The 16,183-nt window shown below is 70.2% G+C and carries 14 protein-coding genes; 2 read left to right on the forward strand and 12 right to left on the reverse strand.

Annotation, left to right across the window (positions count from 1 at the left end; all coding sequences use genetic code 11):
* Positions 1–427: 427 nt before the first annotated feature.
* Entirely contained in the window at positions 428–1,768 is a 1,341-nt protein-coding gene (locus OHS59_RS12600; protein WP_328493501.1) for a class I SAM-dependent RNA methyltransferase, read from the reverse strand.
* Between the two features lie 109 nt (positions 1,769–1,877).
* The gene (locus OHS59_RS12605) at positions 1,878–3,929 is read right to left on the reverse strand and encodes an APC family permease (protein ID WP_328493502.1); all 2,052 of its coding nucleotides are present in this window, start codon (positions 3,927–3,929) and stop codon (positions 1,878–1,880) included.
* Positions 3,930–4,468: 539 nt separating this feature from the next.
* Here OHS59_RS12605 and OHS59_RS12610 point away from each other — a divergent pair.
* A complete protein-coding gene (locus tag OHS59_RS12610; protein WP_107021535.1) occupies positions 4,469–5,140 on the forward strand; it encodes a potassium channel family protein in 672 nt (223 codons plus the stop codon).
* Positions 5,140–5,817, forward strand: a complete 678-nt coding sequence (locus OHS59_RS12615) for a potassium channel family protein (RefSeq protein WP_328493503.1) — start codon at positions 5,140–5,142, stop codon at positions 5,815–5,817. The genes OHS59_RS12610 and OHS59_RS12615 overlap by 1 nt, the downstream gene beginning before the upstream one ends.
* 153 nt (positions 5,818–5,970) lie before the next feature.
* On the opposite strand, the gene OHS59_RS12620 is transcribed toward OHS59_RS12615, so the two are convergent.
* From OHS59_RS12620 to OHS59_RS12665, 10 genes are all read right to left on the reverse strand, one after another.
* A complete protein-coding gene (locus OHS59_RS12620) occupies positions 5,971–6,708 on the reverse strand; it encodes a DUF3159 domain-containing protein (RefSeq protein ID WP_328493504.1) in 738 nt (245 codons plus the stop codon).
* A gap of 3 nt (positions 6,709–6,711) precedes the next feature.
* Positions 6,712–7,110: an OB-fold nucleic acid binding domain-containing protein gene (locus OHS59_RS12625; protein WP_328493505.1), complete on the reverse strand. Its 399-nt coding sequence runs from the start codon at positions 7,108–7,110 to the stop codon at positions 6,712–6,714.
* 45 nt (positions 7,111–7,155) lie between these two features.
* Positions 7,156–7,839, reverse strand: coding sequence for a response regulator (locus tag OHS59_RS12630; RefSeq protein ID WP_328493506.1), 684 nt, complete (start codon positions 7,837–7,839; stop codon positions 7,156–7,158).
* Positions 7,836–10,490 (reverse strand): ATP-binding protein, encoded by a 2,655-nt coding sequence (locus tag OHS59_RS12635; RefSeq protein ID WP_328493507.1) that lies wholly within the window; start codon positions 10,488–10,490, stop codon positions 7,836–7,838. The genes OHS59_RS12630 and OHS59_RS12635 overlap by 4 nt, the downstream gene beginning before the upstream one ends.
* A gap of 300 nt (positions 10,491–10,790) precedes the next feature.
* A complete protein-coding gene (locus OHS59_RS12640) occupies positions 10,791–11,498 on the reverse strand; it encodes an ABC transporter ATP-binding protein (protein WP_328493508.1) in 708 nt (235 codons plus the stop codon).
* A gap of 75 nt (positions 11,499–11,573) precedes the next feature.
* Positions 11,574–12,827: an alginate lyase family protein gene (locus tag OHS59_RS12645; RefSeq protein WP_328493509.1), complete on the reverse strand. Its 1,254-nt coding sequence runs from the start codon at positions 12,825–12,827 to the stop codon at positions 11,574–11,576.
* Between the two features lie 231 nt (positions 12,828–13,058).
* Positions 13,059–13,949: a peptidoglycan-binding domain-containing protein gene (locus OHS59_RS12650; protein WP_328493510.1), complete on the reverse strand. Its 891-nt coding sequence runs from the start codon at positions 13,947–13,949 to the stop codon at positions 13,059–13,061.
* Positions 13,950–14,265: 316 nt separating this feature from the next.
* Positions 14,266–15,027, reverse strand: a complete 762-nt coding sequence (locus OHS59_RS12655) for a DUF3710 domain-containing protein (RefSeq protein ID WP_328493511.1) — start codon at positions 15,025–15,027, stop codon at positions 14,266–14,268.
* Between the two features lies 1 nt (position 15,028).
* Positions 15,029–15,550, reverse strand: coding sequence for a dUTP diphosphatase (gene dut, locus OHS59_RS12660; RefSeq protein ID WP_328493512.1), 522 nt, complete (start codon positions 15,548–15,550; stop codon positions 15,029–15,031).
* The gene (locus OHS59_RS12665; protein WP_328493513.1) at positions 15,547–16,131 is read right to left on the reverse strand and encodes a PaaI family thioesterase; all 585 of its coding nucleotides are present in this window, start codon (positions 16,129–16,131) and stop codon (positions 15,547–15,549) included. The genes dut and OHS59_RS12665 overlap by 4 nt, the downstream gene beginning before the upstream one ends.
* Positions 16,132–16,183: the final 52 nt, after the last annotated feature.

A 16,183-nucleotide genomic window follows, 5' to 3' on the forward strand; every position in this document is an offset into this window, starting at 1 on the left:
GAGTATCTCGTGGGCCAGCCGGACACCCGTCAGCGGCCGCAGCCTACGAGGTCTTCGCGAAAACGCCGTGGGAGTCCCCTGGGACTTTTCTGGGACTTCCGGCCCCATCAAGCGGCACGAACGTGAAATAGCCGAAAGGTCATTCGCGCAGGTCAGCGATCGCCAACCGCTCATCGCGGCAGGTCAACGCACTCGCTGGTCTCTTCCGGAACATCTGATCTGCACGATCCGGCGGCCCCGCATTGAGCGTCACCAGCCCTCGGCGTCAAAACGTCACTCGCAGCTTTGACGCCACCTGACCTGCTCAATGCGCACCTGACACCCCATCAGAACGAGCGTCAAATGAGCGTCACGAGCGTCATTTCAGCGTCAAGATATCGCCCGTAACGCCCACACCGCACATAACGCGCACGCGCAAAACCGCAGGTCAGACGCCCTTCGCCACCGGCTCCAGGATCGCCACGCACTCCACATGATGCGTCATCGGAAACAGGTCGAACGCCCGCAGCGTCCGCACCCGGTAGCCGCCCTCGCGGAAGTACGCCAGGTCGCGCGCCAGCGCCGCCGGGTCGCAGGCGACGTACGCGATCTTGCGGGCGCCCAGTGACGTCAGGTGCTGGACCGTCTTCTTGCCGGCGCCCGCGCGCGGCGGGTCCAGGACGATGAGGTTGACCTCGGTGATGCCGGTGCGCGGGAGGATCGCCTCGACCTTGCCCTGTTCGATGCGGACGCGGTCGAACGCGGCGAGGTTGTGCCGCGCGTCCTCCACCGCACGCTTGCCGGACTCGATGCCGAGGACCGCGCCCTTGTCGCCGATGCGGTCGGCGAGGGCACCGGCGAAGAGGCCGACGCCGCAGTACAGGTCGAGCGCCATGTCGCCCTTGCGCGGCAGCAGGCCCTGCATCACGGTCTTGACCAGGGTGTCGGCCGCCTGCGGGTGGACCTGCCAGAAGCCGCCGCTGCCGACCCGGTGCGTACGGCCGTCGGCGCGCTCGCGGACGAAGGCGCGGCCGTGGACCCGGTGGATCCCGCCGTCGTGCTCCTCGACGCGCATGACGGAGGCGGGCTTGTCGAGCTCGACGAGGGGCAGCCGGGCGCCGGGCCGCGGTTCGAGGATGACCATGCGGTCCTGCGAACCGGTCGCGGCGATCGCCTCGACGGACTCCATGCCGGACCAGTCGTGCTTCTCGATGCCCAGCTCGGAGACCCCGGGGGCGGCGATCATGCAGTGCTCGATCGGCTCGACCTCGTGCGAGCGGTGGCGGCGCAGGCCGGCGTTGCCGTCCTCGTCGACCGCGTACTGCACGCGCGTACGCCAGGCGGGCACCTCACCGGGGGGCAGCTTGTCGCCCTCGGCCGGCATGACCGTGCCGTCCCAGCCGGCCTCCTCCGGAGTGAGGCCCGCGAGCCGCTGGAGCTGCTCGGTGATGACCTCGCCCTTCAGCCGCCGCTGCGCGCCCGGCTTGGCGTGCTGCCAGTCGCAGCCGCCGCAGCGCCCGGGGCCGGCGTAGGGACACGGGGCGTCCACCCGGTCCTTGGAGGCTTCCCGGATCTCGACCGCGTCCGCGCGCAGGAAGCGCGAGTCCTCCTCGCCGTCCGTCACCCGCGCGAGGACCCGCTCGCCGGGCAGCGCGTGCCGTACGAAGAGGACCTGGCCGGCGTCGGTGCGGGCGACGCAGTGCCCGCCGTGCGCCACGGGGCCGACCTCGACCTCGTACTCCTGCCCCACGAGCGACCCCGCCGGCGTTTTCTTCGGTTCTGCCTGCATGGCGGGGTGACTCCAGATGCGAAAGGGGAACGAACGGCCAGAGCGGCCGGACCACAGCCCACCAGTCTACGTGGACGCCGCCCGACCGCTCACCACACTCGTCCCGCCCTCAGCGCTTGGGCCCCGACGGCTCCTTCGGCCGGTGCTCCGCCGGACCGCGCCGCACCGAGCCCGGAGCGGTCCACTCCGAACGCCTGCGGGCACGCTTCTTGGCCACCTCGGAGGACTCCAGCTGGTACGGCACGGACGTCACCATCACGCCCGGCGTGAACAGCAGCCGCCCCTTGAGCCGCAGCGCGCTCTGGTTGTGCAGCAGGTGCTCGTACCAGTGGCCGACCACGTACTCGGGGATGATCACCGACACCACGTCGCGCGGGGACTCGCGGCGCAGCCCCTTCACGTACTCGATGACCGGGCGGGTGATCTCGCGGTACGGCGAGTCGAGGATCTTCAGCGGCACGGTGAAGCCGCGGCGTTCCCACTCGTCCCGAAGGGCCTTCGTCTCGGCCGGGTCGACGTTGACGCTGAGTGCCTCCAGGGAGTCGGAGCGCATCAGCTTGGCGTAGGCGAGGGCGCGCAGCGTCGGCCGGTGGATCTTGGAGATGAGGACGACGGAGTGCACACGGGAGGGCCGCACGCTGTCGTCGGACGGGCCCTCGGGCGCGGCGATCTCCTCGGCGACCCGGTCGTAGTGCTTCCGGATCGCGGACATCGTCGCGTAGAAGATGACCATGCCGAGGAGGGCGACCCAGGCGCCGTGCGTGAACTTGGTGCCGAGGACGACGACCAGGACGAGGCCGGTGAAGAAGGCGCCGAACGCGTTGATGGCACGGGAGCGGACCATGTGGCGGCGCTTGGCCTGGTCCTTCTCGGTGGCCAGGTGGCGGTTCCAGTGCCGGACCATGCCGGTCTGGCTGAGCGTGAAGGACACGAACACGCCGACGATGTAGAGCTGGATGAGGCGGGTCGAGTCGGCCCCGTAGATCCAGATCAGCAGGATGGCGGCGCCCGCGAGCAGCACGATGCCGTTGGAGAAGGCGAGCCGGTCGCCGCGGGTGTGCAGCTGGCGCGGCAGGTACCGGTCCTGGGCGAGGATCGAGCCGAGCAGCGGGAAGCCGTTGTACGCGGTGTTCGCGGCCAGGAAGAGCACGAGCGCGGTGGCCGCCGCGAGCACGATGAACAGGAAGCTGCCGTCGCCGAACACGGCCTCGGCGACCTGGGAGATCACCGGGTTCTGGACGTAGTCGGAGCCGACCGCGACCCCGTTCTCCAGGAGGTCGTGGGCCGGGTACTCGGCCATGCGCACGTTCGTCGCCATGGCGAGGGCGATGATGCCGCAGAACATGGTGACGGCGAGCAGCCCCATCGCCGCGAGCGTGGTCGCCGCGTTCTTGGACTTGGGCTTGCGGAAGGCGGGGACGCCGTTGCTGATCGCCTCGACGCCGGTGAGCGCCGCACAGCCGGAGGAGAAGGCGCGCAGCAGCAGGAAGACCAGGGCGAAGCCCGCGAGCCCCTGGTGCTCGGCCTTGATCTCGAAGTCGGCGGTCGGCGCCTTCATGGTCTCGCCGAGGACGATCCCGCGGAACGCCCCCCACGCGATCATCAGGAAGACGCCGGTCACGAACACGTACGTCGGGATGGCGAAGAGCTTGCCCGACTCCTTGACCCCGCGCAGGTTCATCAGGGTGAGCAGCACGATCACGGCGATCGCGCAGAGGACCTTGTGCTCGACGACGAACGGGATCGCCGAGCCGAGGTTCTCGATGCCGGACGCGATCGACACGGCGACGGTGAGGACGTAGTCCACGAGCAGTGCGCTGGCGACGGTGAGACCGGCCTTGGGGCCGAGGTTGGTGTTGGCGACCTCGTAGTCGCCGCCGCCGCTGGGGTAGGCGTGCACGTTCTGCCGGTAGGACGCCACGACGGTGAACATCAGCACGACGACCGCGACGGCGATCCAGGGGCTGAAGTGATAGGCCGACACGCCCGCGATGGACAGGACGAGCAGCACTTCTCCCGGCGCGTACGCCACGGAGGAGAGCGGGTCGGAAGCGAAAACGGGAAGTGCGATGCGCTTCGGCAGGAGAGTCTCTCCGAGCCGGTCACTGCGCAGTGCGCGCCCGATCAGGATCCGTTTGGGCACGTCGGTCAGTTTGGACACGGTGAGGATCGTAAGCGGTCGAACACTCCCCCGCCCACCCTCCCTCGCCCCGCGCGGCGACCGATGAGAAGGAGGTCTGTCCGCGATCCGTCCGGGATCTCCTCCCGATCCGTCCCCGATCCGTCCCCGACCCGCTCTCGATCTGCTCCCCATCTGCTCTACGAGTGAAATCCGGTACGGGTTCGCTTATGGATTCGCAGGTCAGACGAATCCCCATGCCTATATGAAAAAAGCCAAAACTTTGCCGCCCTTTGCCCATTCATGGAGGTTCCATGCACGCCACCGCTGCACTCATCAGTGCCACTGCTGAACTCATCGGTGCCGCCGCCGGACTTGTGGGCCTCGGCATCCTGACCCTCGTCAGCGTGCGCAGCATCAGCCGGCGCTGATCTCCGGCGTCGCGGACGGGCTGATCGCGGTCACGTCGTGGGCGGATGTGCACAGGGGTGCCGCCGACGGACCGCGCGTGTGTAGCTTGGGCGTCGGTCTGAGACCCTGTTTCAGCCTGAGCAGTAACTTTTCACACCGGAAGGACGGTCGTGCACATCGTCATCATGGGCTGCGGCAGAGTGGGTTCCGCTCTCGCCCAGACCCTGGAGCAACAGGGGCACACGGTCGCCGTGATCGACCAGGACCCCACCGCCTTCCGACGACTGGGCTCCGGATTCGGCGGCCGTCGTGTGACCGGCGTCGGCTTCGACCAGGACACCCTGCGCGAAGCGGGCATCGAGGAGGCCGGGGCCTTCGCCGCGGTCTCCAGCGGGGACAACTCGAACATCATCGCCGCCCGGGTGGCCCGCGAGATGTTCGGCATCGAGAACGTGGCGGCACGTATCTACGACCCGCGCCGCGCCGAGGTGTACCAGCGCCTGGGCATCCCCACCGTCGCCACCGTCCGCTGGACGGCCGACCAGATGCTGCGCCGGCTGCTGCCGTCGGGCGCCGAGCCGCTGTGGCGCGACCCCACCGGCGGTGTGCAGCTCGCCGAGGTGCACGCGTCGACGGCGTGGGTGGGCCAGCGGATCAGCCGCCTCCAGGAGGAGACCGGAGTACGCGTGGCCTTCCTCACCCGGCTGGGCGAGGCGGTCCTGCCTTCCTCCCAGACGGTGCTGCAGGAGGGCGACCTGGTGCACGTGATGATGCGCACGGACGACATCGAGAAGGTCGAGGCGTCGTTCGCCGAGGGCCCCGAAGAGGAGAGCGGTCACTGATGAGGGTCGCCATTGCCGGTGCCGGCGCCGTGGGCCGCTCGATCGCGGGCGAACTGCTGGAGAACGGCCACGAGATCCTGCTGATCGACAAGGCGCCGACCGCGATCTCGGTCGAGCGCGTCCCGATGGCGGAGTGGTTGCTCGCCGACGCCTGCGAGATCACGTCCCTGGACGAGGCGGCGCTCCAGCGCTGCAACGTGGTGATCGCGGCCACGGGTGACGACAAGGTCAACCTCGTCGTCTCCCTGCTCGCGAAGACCGAGTACGGGGTCCCGAGGGTCGTCGCCCGCGTCAACAACCCCAAGAACGAGTGGCTGTTCAACGAGTCGTGGGGCGTGGACGTCGCCGTATCGACCCCCCGCCTGATGTCGGCCCTGGTCGAGGAGGCGGTGAGCGTCGGCGATCTGGTCCGGCTGCTGCGCTTCAGCCACGGCGACGCCAACCTCGTCGAGCTGACGCTGCCCCCGGAGTCCGCGCTCGCCGGCACCCAGGTCGGCGACGTGGCATGGCCCGAGGACACCTCGCTGGTCACCATCATCCGCGGCACCCGGGTGCTCACCCCGACCCGGGAGGACTCCCTGGAGGCGGGCGACGAACTCCTGTTCGTAGCGGCCCAGGCCCGCGAGGAACAACTGGAGGACCTGCTGTCGGTACGCCGGGAGAGCACGGCGGGTTGACGGCCGGAGCTACAAAAAAATGAGGGGGCGCCCGGAGAAATCCGGGCGCCCCCTCATTTTCCAGCCCGTCCGGCGTTTGAGGACGAGGCCGTTCAGGCCGAAGCGGGGGTCCGGGGGCGGCAGCCCCCGGTGGCCCACACCAGCACAGGCCGCCTAGTCGGCGGACCGGGCCGCGGCCTGCCGCTCCTTCTCGGCCTTCTCCTCCGCCTCCATCTCGGCGAAGACGTCGATCGGCGGCGGCGCCTTCGCGAGGAAGACCCACGTCAGCCAGACCGCGAGCAGGAAGGGCGGGATCTTCAGCGCGATGAGGACCCAGCCGAACTGGGTCGTGTCGGCCCACCAGTAGAGCGGGAAGAGGATCGCGCACTTGGCGAGCAGGATCAGGCCCCACGCGTAACTGGCCTTCGCGTAGGCCTTCTTGCGGCCGGGGTTACGCGTACGCCAGGAGAGGTTCTCCTTGAAGACCGGGCCGAGGATCAGGCCGATCAGGGGAACTCCGGCGAGCGTCGTGATGATGTAGGCGAGGGCGAGACCGAGCGTGTAGAGCATGCCCGGCAGGTAGAAGTCCTTCGCGTTGCCGGTCATCATCGCGAAGACGACACCGAAGGCGACACCGAAGACACCGCTGAACGCGTGCTTGACGGTGTCCTTCATGACCAGGCGGACCACCACGAGCAGGATCGAGACGCCGAGGGCCGCGATGGCCGCCGAGTGCAGGTCCTTGTTGATCGTGAAGATCGTGACGAAGAGCAGGCCCGGCAGGACCGTCTCGATCATGCCCCGCAGACCGCCGAACGCCTCGAAAAGGGCGGCCTCGGTCACCGCCCGTGAGTCCTGCGCGTCCCGCGCGTCCCGCTGGGCGTCTTCGGTCGGCTTGTCGAGCGACGTCACCGGCTACTCCCGTCCGAGGGGTCTGAGTTCGTACTTCGGATTGAACAGCACGCGACGGCCCCGGCTCATCGAGATCCGGCCCGACGCCATCAGCTTGCGCCCCGGCTCTATCCCCACGATGGAGCGTCTGCCGAGCCACACCACGTCCAGCGCGGCCGAACCGTCGAACAGCTCGGCCTCCAGGGCCGGGACACCGGCCCTCGGGCGCAGAGTGACCGTGCGCAAGGTACCAGTAACCGTGACCACCTGTCGGTCGCGGCAGTCACCGATGCGGGTGCAGCCCGCGGTCTCGGCGTCCTCGCGCAGCTCCTCCGACTCCAGGTCCTCCTGAGAGGAGGAGAGCCGGTCGATCATGCGCCGGAACCGGCCCGCCAGCTTTTCGGATCGAGGGACAGCACTCATACCTCAAAGCGTACCGGGGGCGCTGACAGGTACGTACCCGTGGCACTAACGCTCGAACCGGTAGCCCATCCCCGGCTCGGTGACGAAGTGCCGGGGATGCGACGGGTCCGCCTCCAGTTTGCGGCGGAGCTGGGCCATGTAGACCCGCAGGTAGTTCGTCTCGGTGCCGTAGGAGGGGCCCCAGACCTCCTGGAGCAGCTGCTTCTGGCTGACCAGGCGGCCCGTGTTGCGCACCAGCACCTCCAGGAGGTGCCACTCGGTCGGGGTGAGGCGCACGTCGCGGCCGTCCCGGTTGACCCTCTTGGCGGCCAGGTCGACGGTGAAGTCGTCCGTCGCGACGATCACGTCGTCCTCGCCGCCCCCGGTGGGCTCGGCCCGGCGGACGGCCGCCCGCAGCCGGGCGAGCAGCTCGTCCATGCCGAAGGGCTTGGTCACGTAGTCGTCGGCGCCGGCGTCGAGGGCCTCGACCTTCTCGTCGGAGGAGTGCCGGGCGGACAGCACGAGGATCGGTACGCGCGTCCAGCCGCGCAGCCCCCTGATGACCTCGACGCCGTCCATGTCGGGCAGACCCAGGTCGAGCACGACCACGTCGGGGTGGCGGGCGGCCGCGAGCTGGAGCGCGGTGGCGCCGTCGGGGGCCGCGTCGACCTCGTACTTGCGTGCCTTGAGGTTGATCACGAGGGCTCGGGTGATCTGCGGCTCGTCGTCGACCACGAGGACGCGCGTCATGAAGCCTGCCTTTCCGGTTGAACGGGTCCTTCTTGCACGGGTCCTTCTTGCACGGGACTTGCTTGTGCGGGCTCTTCTTGCACGGGCTCTTCTTGTACGGGTCCTGCCTGTGCGGGCTCTTCTCGTACGGGTTCCGCGGGGCCCTCCTGACCGGGGGGACGCGCCCTGAGCGTGAGGACCATGGTGAGGCCGCCGCCGGGGGTGTCCTCGGCGTTGAGCGTGCCGCCCATGGCCTCGGCGAAACCGCGGGCGACCGCGAGGCCGAGGCCGACCCCGGCGCCGCGCGGTGCGTCGCCGTACCGCTGGAAGGGCGCGAAGATGCGGTCCTTCGCCTCGTCGGGGACGCCCCGGCCGCGGTCCACGACCCGCACCTCCACCCGGTCGCCGAGCGTGCTGGCCGCGACGAGGACACGCTCACCGACAGGGCTGTACTTGACGGCGTTCTCGACGAGGTTGGCGACCGAACGCTCCAGCAGGCCCGGGTCGACGGCGACCATGGGCAGGGTCTCGGGGATCTCCAGTTCGACACTGTGTTCCGGTACGCCGCCGAGCGCCATCGGGACGACCTCGTCGAGGTCGATCTCGCGGATCAGCGGGGTGACCGTGCCGGTCTGCAGGCGGGACATGTCGAGCAGGTTGCCCACCAGGTGGTCGAGCCGGTCGGCGCCCGCCTCGATGCCCTCCAGCAGCTCCGCCTCGTCCTCCTCCGACCAGGCCACGTCGTCCGACCTGAGGGACGACACGGCGGCCTTGATCGCGGCCAGCGGCGTACGCAGGTCGTGGCTGACGGCGGCCAGCAGCGCCGTGCGGATGCGGTTGCCCTCGGCGAGCGCGCGGGCCTGCTCGGCCTCCTGCTGGAGGCGCTTGCGGTCGAGGACGACGACGGCCTGGGCGGCGAAGGCGGCGAGCACCCGGCGGTCCTCGGCGGGCAGCACCCGGCCGGAGAGGGCGAGCGCGGTGTGGTCGCCGACCGGCATGTCCACGTCCGCGGATTCGGGGAGCGCCGGCGGGTGCGGGCCCACGCTGCCCGCGCAGGTCCACGGGTCGACGTCGCTCGTGCGCTCGAGGAGGGCGACCGACTCCATCCCGAAGGTCTCGCGGACCCGCTCCAGCAGGGCGTCGAGGCTGGTCTCGCCACGCAGGACACTGCCCGCGAGGAAGGAGAGGATCTCGGACTCGGCGCGCAGCCGGGCCGCCTGGTGGGTGCGGCGGGCCGCCAGGTCCACCACAGAGGCGACCGAGATGGCCACCCCGACGAAGATCACGATGGCGACGATGTTCTTGGGGTCCGAGACGGTCAGCCGGTGCAGCGGCGGGGTGAAGAAGTAGTTGAGCAGCAGGGAGCCGAAGGCCGCCGAGGCGAGCGCCGGGAGCAGTCCGCCGAGCAGGGCCGCCGCCACGGTCAGCGTCAGGAACAGCAGCATGTCGTTGGCGAGCCCGAGGTCCGCGTCGGCGTTGATCAGCAGCAGCGCGAGGACGGCCGGGCCGACGACACCGGTCAGCCAGCCGGCGATGATCCGGGACCGGCCCAGGCGGGCGCCCCGGGCCACCGGGAGGCCGCGCCCCTTGCCCGCCTCGTCGTGCGTGACGATGTGCACGTCCAGGTCGGGCCCCGACTCCCGGGCGACCGTGGCGCCGACGCCGGGCCCGAACACGTACTGCCAGGCCTTGCGCCGTGAGGAGCCCAGCACGATCTGGCTGGCGTTGACGCCGCGGGCGAACTCCAGCAGCGCGGACGGGATGTCATCGCCCACGACGTGGTGGAAGGTGCCGCCCAGGTCCTCGGCGAGGGTCCGCTGGACGGCGAGTTCCTTGGGCGAGGCGGAGGTGAGGCCGTCGCTGCGGGCGATGTAGACGGCGAGCACCTCGCCGCCGGCGCCCTTCTCGGCCAGCCTGGCGGCCCGGCGGATCAGCGTACGGCCCTCGGGACCGCCGGTGAGGCCGACGACGATGCGTTCGCGGGCCTGCCAGGTGGAGCGGATGCCGTGCTCGCCCCGGTACTGCCGGAGGTACTCGTCGACCCGGTCGGCGACCCAGAGGAGGGCCAGTTCGCGCAGGGCGGTGAGGTTGCCGGGCCGGAAGTAGTTGGACAGGGCCGCGTCGACCTTGTCGGGCTTGTAGATGTTGCCGTGCGCCATCCGGCGGCGGAGCGCCTGGGGTGACATGTCGACCAGCTCGATCTGGTCGGCCCGCCGCACCACCTCGTCCGGGAGGGTCTCGCGCTGGCGGACGCCCGTTATCGACTCCACGACGTCACCGAGCGATTCGAGGTGCTGGATGTTGACCGTCGAGACGACGTCGATACCGGCGGCGAGCAGTTCCTCGACGTCCTGCCAGCGCTTCGCGTTACGGGAGCCGGGCACATTGGTGTGCGCCAGTTCGTCCACCAGGGCGACGGCCGGGTCGCGCTCCAGGACCGCGTCGACGTCCATCTCGGTGAAGACGGCGCCCCGGTGGGCCAGCTCCCTGCGGGAGATCTGCTCCAGGCCGTGCAGCATCACTTCCGTGCGCGGCCGGTCGTGGTGCTCGACGAAGGCGACCACACAGTCCGCGCCCCGCTCGACCCGGCGGTGCGCCTCGGACAGCATCGCGTACGTCTTGCCGACGCCGGGTGCCGCACCGAGGTAGATCCGAAGCTTGCCGCGTCCCATGGCCTCATTGTCTTCCCAAACGCACTGCGTGGCTGGGTAGACCATACGGCCGACGATCCGGACGAACGGGGCGGGAGGCGGGGGTACGAACGTCTTTGACACAACCCTGACGCGCCCCAATCTTCGAGCAGCGCGGGGAACGGCGCAGTCTTTGTGCTTTTAGGGGCGCGGGGAACGGCGCAGTCTTTCGCTTCTAAGGGTGCGGGGAACTGCGCGACCAGCCCCCACCTGGCCCGCGGACGAAATCGAGCGGCCAAGCCCTCAGCCCCCGGCACGGGGCCTGGGCCCGGGGCCCAGACGTCAGCTCTCCACGATCTCACCGTCACGCAGCTCAAGGACCCGGTCGGCCAGGTCCAGAAGGGCCGCGTCGTGGGTGGCCACGAGCGCGGTGACCTGCTCGCTGCGGACGACCGCCCGCAGCAGCTCCATCACCCCGATACCGGTCTCGGCGTCGAGCTGCCCGGTGGGTTCGTCGGCGATGAGCAGCGCCGGGTTGTTCGCGAGGGCGCGGGCGATGGCGACGCGCTGCTGCTGACCGCCGGACAGCTCACCGGGCCGCTGCGCCGCGTGGTCGGCGAGCCCGACCAGGGAGAGCAGCAGCTCGACGCGTTCCTCGCGCTCGCGCGGGTCGGCCCGGCGCAGTCGCATGGGCACGCCCACGTTCTCGGCGGCCGTCAGGATCGGGATGAGCCCGAAGGACTGGAAGACGAAGCCGATCCGGTCCCGGCGCAGCTCAAGCAGCCCGTTCTCGCCGAGTCCGGAGAGGTCGAGCCCGTCGACGGTGATCCGTCCCCCGTCCGGCTCGTCGAGGCCGCCGACGAGGTTCAGCAGGGTGGTCTTGCCCGAACCCGAACGCCCCTTGAGAGCGACGAGTTCACCGCGCGGAATGTCGAACGACACCCCGCGCAGGGCGTGTACGGCGGTGGCACCGCTCCCGTACGAGCGGCGGACCCCCTCCACTCGCACCATCGTGTCCGTGCCGACCGTGCGCGTCACGACCTGGCCCATACCCCTCGCCCCTCCCCCGTGTCCCCCGTCGACCGGGCGCCAGTATCCCCGTCCGGCGCCCGGACCTGCAACGGTTCAGCTCGGGTTGTCGCCGTGCGTGAGCGTTTCCCAGGCGACGAAGAGGTTGTTGCTCCCCGCCGGACGGTTCTGCGCGGTCAGCCGCTCGGTGTTGGTCATGGCGATGCCGAGCCGGTTGTGCAGGGCGTTGTAACCCACCTCGGTGATCGGTCCGAGTCCGAGGTGCAGCGACCCGCCGCACAGCCAGCTCGGGGCCGCCTCGCCGAGCTGGTACCTGGCCTGGAAGCCGAGCGCGTGCCGCAGCCGCTCGCCGACGTCGGTGCCGTACAGGTCCTGGCCCTGGATGCGGCTGGTCTCGGCGATGTGCGCGATCGCGGAGATGCCGTATCCGGTGTGGGTGAAGTCGCGGCAGGTCTCCTGGGTGACCCCGTTGACGAAGGTGGACTGGCCCTGCCAGTAGTTGACGATCTTCTGGGTGGTGTCGAGGTTCTGGCTGGGCACGGTCTTCGGCAGGGCGCCGTCGGAGGAGAGGTAGACGTAGGCGGCCGTACGGGTGCGGAACTTCGCCATGGCCTTGTCGTACGAGGTCTTGTCCTCCAGGAAGACGGAGATGCCGACGGCGGCCTCCATCATCGACAGTTCCCAGTTGCCGTTGGAGTTCGAGCCGTTGATGACCTTGGGCAGATAGACGTTGCGCAGCATCGTCGAGAAGCGGCCGGAGTTCGCCCAGCCGCCGTCGTACGTGTACTTGATGATCTCGGCGGCCTTCGGCCAGGACGAGCCCGCCCAGCCGGTCTGCAGCGGCGCGTTGCTGTTGGTGTGGTCCTGGATGGTCCCGGACCAGGCGTCCATCAGCTCGATCGCCTTCTTCGCGTACCGGGCGTCCCGAGTGACATACCAGGCGAGCGCCTGGGTGTACGCGGCGATCGCGTCCTCACGCTCGTCGGTGCAGCCGTTGTTGGGGTTCGAGTACGAGCCGCACTCGACGACCGCGCGGGGCTTGGCGGTGCGCGTGAGCGAGCCGTACTTGCTCGACATCATCTGGTCGTACGCGCCCTTCCAGGGCTGCGCACCCGCGTTGACCTGCTGTCGGGCGAAGTCCAACTGGCCGCGGGAGACGGTGACTCCGGGGTGCGCGAAGGTGGCGGGCGCCGCCTCGGCGTGCTGTGCGGCGGGCCAGGCGAGGGCGCCGGCCAGCAGGGCGGTGACGGTGGCGAGGAGCGCGAGGCGGGACCCTCCGCGGTGACGCGCGGCGCGTGAGGGGTGTGCGGGGCGTGCGGGATGCGGGGGGACCGGAGCGGTCGGCTTCATGGGGGGCCATCCGTTCTCGTATGTGAACACGGAATGCCTTTATGAACACAGGCGTTGGCCGGGACCATAGGTACAGACCATGTCCGCGTCAAGAGAAATGGCGGGCGTCGGGAACGGGAACGGCCCGCGAGCACCGGACGCCGTCCGGAACCTACGGGCCGCGCGGGTCGCCCACCAGGGCGGTTCGGCCCCGGCTCAGCCCGCTGACATCACCGGCGTCCGGCGGACCCCTCAGGCCTTGACCGTGAAGCCGTGCTGCCGGCCGAGCTTGCTGAGGGTGGTCTGCCCCGGGATGCCGTTCGCGTCCGTGCCGCTGAAGCCGTAGCGGCGCTGGAGGGCCGCGTACGCCTCGACGGTCTTGCTGCCGAAGGAACCGTCGGCCCACTGGGCGGGCAGCAGCCCCTCGGCGACAAGTGCCTTCTCGACGACCAGGACGTCCGGCTTGTGCGTCCTGCCGCCCTGCGGCAGCCCCGGGTCCCGGCGCGCGGCGGCGATCAGATTGCCGAGGTCGACGACGGGCTTGGCCGACGTGGCGCCGTTCCCCGGCTTCTCGGCCGGGGCCGCCTCGAACAGGGCCGACCTGTTGATGTCGCCCGGGTCCCAGTGGTCGTTGCCCGGGATGTTCGCGTGGCCGTAGTGGCCGCCCTTGCTCATCCAGACCGAGCGGGGGCGGTTGGTCGCGTCGGCGGCCGAGGTCGCGAGACGGCCGGCCGGAAAGGTGTCCGGGATCTTCCAGGAGCGGATCGCGGCCATCAAGGCCCTGTAGTTCGGGCCCGGCTTCCAGGTCTTGGTGAACGGCTTGGCGGCCCGCCCCAGCACCTCGATCTGGATGCAGACCTTTCCGACGCGGTTGGTCCTCGTCGACCCGTCGTTGAGCAGGGCGCGCGCGCTGTGGTTCAGCGGTCCGAACTGGCCGAGCCGGTCGGTCGTCGGGTCGTACAGCAGGTGTGGCTCGGCGCCCTTCCTGATCAGATCCGCCGCCACGGCCCTGAACGCGTCGTCGCCCGTGCCGCTCTCCGTGGTGTGCCAGACGACACGGCCCGGAACCGACGGGAGATCCATCGCCCCTCCGATGCTCCCGTCACCCAAGCGCTGCGCCTTCTCGATCCAGTTGGTACCCACTTCGCATCCCCCATGGATTCTCATGATCGGCAAGTCGGGTGTGGATCAAGGGAGTTGAGATCCCCACCCTCCTTCGTCATGCCCAGGGTGACGCAGAGTAGCCGTATTCGGGTGGCGACCAGGGGCCTTCTTCACTCGTTCGGCCCACACGAAGGACCCCGGGGAGCCCGCATGTCCGGACATGCGCCGGACCCGAGCCGGACATGCGGCCGGACGAGAAGCCGGACCGCGCAGACGACGACGGGCCGCATTCCCCATGGGGAATGCGGCCCGTCGCGCACGTCCGTGCACACGTCCCGCGCGGCTGTGGATACGGCTAGCGGACCTCGGTGATCTCCGGGCCGCGCTGCAACTGCCCCATGCCGCCGGAGAAGCGGGACCCGGCCTGCTCCTCCTGCTGCACACCCTCAGCGACCATCTGCGCGTCGTCCGGCAACTTCAGCACGATCGGGTCGCGCGGGGCCATCGGGCCCTCTCCGCGGACCACCACGGTGTCCTGGAAGATCTGCTCCAGCAGACCCGCGGCCTGCGGCTGCACCGCGCCCTGCCCGGAGATCACTCCGCGCAGGAACCAGCGGGGGCCGTCCACACCGATGAACCGGACGACCTGGAAGCCGCCCGTGCCGTCCGGCAGCTGCACCGGTACCTGAGCGCGCAGCTCCCAGCCCAGCGGTCCCTCGACCTCGTCGATGACCCCGCCCTGCTGGGTGATGCCGGTGGCGATCTCCTCGCGCACCTCGCCCCAGATGCCCTCGCGCTTGGGAGCCGCGAATGCCTGCAGCTGGACGGCGCTGTCCTTCAGCACCACCGTGGCCGCGACGATCGCGTCACCCGCGACCTCCACCCGGAGCTCCATGCCGTCGACCCCGGGCACGAAAAGGCCACCCAGGTCGACCCGGCCGTCGGCCGGATCGCGCACCTCGGTGCTGTCCCAGGGCCCGTCGGGACGCGGCTCCGGTTCGAGCCTCACGCGCTCGCGCTCCGCCCCGTCCGCCTCAGTGTCGACGCCGTCGACGACCTGCTCGGCCTCGCCCGCCGCGTCCTCGGCGGCACTGCCCTTCTTGCGACGTCCGAACACGTCACTGTCCTTCCCGGTCGGATACGACCGAAGCGTATCGATTCCCACCCGTTGTGCCGCCCACCGCGGAATGTCCGCCGGTGGACCCGAAGCCCCCTGCGGCCCGCGCCGAGTCGGGAAGCTCCGCGACTTCCTGGAAGCTCACCTTCTCGACCTGCTGGACGACCAGTTGGGCAATCCGGTCGAAGCGCTCGAACCGCACGGACTCGCGCGGGTCGAGATTCACCACGATCACCTTGATCTCCCCACGGTACCCGGCATCAACCGTCCCCGGGGCATTCACGAGGGCGACACCGCAGCGGGCGGCCAGCCCCGAACGCGGGTGCACGAAGGCCGCGTACCCCTCGGGAAGCGCGATGCACACCCCCGTGGGGAGCACGGCACGTTCGCCGGGCTCCAGCACATGGCTCTCGGTGGTCCGCAGGTCCGCGCCGGCGTCGCCGGGATGCGCGTACTGCGGAAGCGGTACGTCCGGGTCGACGCGCTTGATCAGCACGCCGACCGGGGCCTGGGCGGGGGTCACGGGTTCACCTCGAAAGCGCGGGCACGGCGGACCTGGTCGGGGTCGTCCATGGCCGCCCGGATCTCCTCCGGCCGGCCGTTGTCGACGAAGTGGTCGACCTTCACCTCGATGAAGAGAGCGTCCGCACGGACGGCGACGGGCCCCTCGGGGCCACCGATCCGTCCCGTGGCGGACGAGTAGATCTTGCGTCCGGCCACCGCGGTGACCTCGGCCTCCAGATACAGCACGGTACCCACGGGCACGGGCCGTACGAAGTCGGTCTCCAGGCGGCCGGTCACGGCGATGGTGCGCAGCAGCCAGTTCAGCGAGCCGAGGGTCTCGTCGAGGGCACTGGCGAGGACACCGCCGTGCGCCAGACCGGGAGCGCCCTGGTGCGCGGACTGCACGGTGAACTCCGCGGTGATCTTCACCCCTTCGTCCGCCCGGGCCTCGAGGTGCAGCCCGTGCGGCTGTCCGCCGCCGCAGCCGAAGCACTTGTCGTAGTGCGCGCCGAGCAGCTCGCCCGGTGCGGGCGCGTCGGGATGGCGCACCGGCGCCACGGCGTCGGCCGGGGGCCGCAGGGCCGAAGATGTACCACTCACAGGCGCAGACCTTACCTCCGCGTCAGCGGACCGCACGCACCGTGGCAGGCTT

The sequence above is a fragment of the Streptomyces sp. NBC_00414 genome (assembly GCF_036038375.1).
Classification (GTDB): Bacteria; Actinomycetota; Actinomycetes; order Streptomycetales; family Streptomycetaceae; genus Streptomyces.

Coding starts and splice junctions, on each gene's coding strand:
- OHS59_RS12640 (WP_328493508.1), bottom strand. CDS start 11,498: ATGGGCCAGGTCGTGACGCGCACGGTCGGCACGGACACGATGGTGCGA.
- OHS59_RS12635 (WP_328493507.1), bottom strand. CDS start 10,490: ATGGGACGCGGCAAGCTTCGGATCTACCTCGGTGCGGCACCCGGCGTC.
- OHS59_RS12625 (WP_328493505.1), bottom strand. CDS start 7,110: ATGAGTGCTGTCCCTCGATCCGAAAAGCTGGCGGGCCGGTTCCGGCGC.
- OHS59_RS12630 (WP_328493506.1), bottom strand. CDS start 7,839: ATGACGCGCGTCCTCGTGGTCGACGACGAGCCGCAGATCACCCGAGCC.
- OHS59_RS12600 (WP_328493501.1), bottom strand. CDS start 1,768: ATGCAGGCAGAACCGAAGAAAACGCCGGCGGGGTCGCTCGTGGGGCAG.
- OHS59_RS12645 (WP_328493509.1), bottom strand. CDS start 12,827: ATGAAGCCGACCGCTCCGGTCCCCCCGCATCCCGCACGCCCCGCACAC.
- OHS59_RS12615 (WP_328493503.1), top strand. CDS start 5,140: ATGAGGGTCGCCATTGCCGGTGCCGGCGCCGTGGGCCGCTCGATCGCG.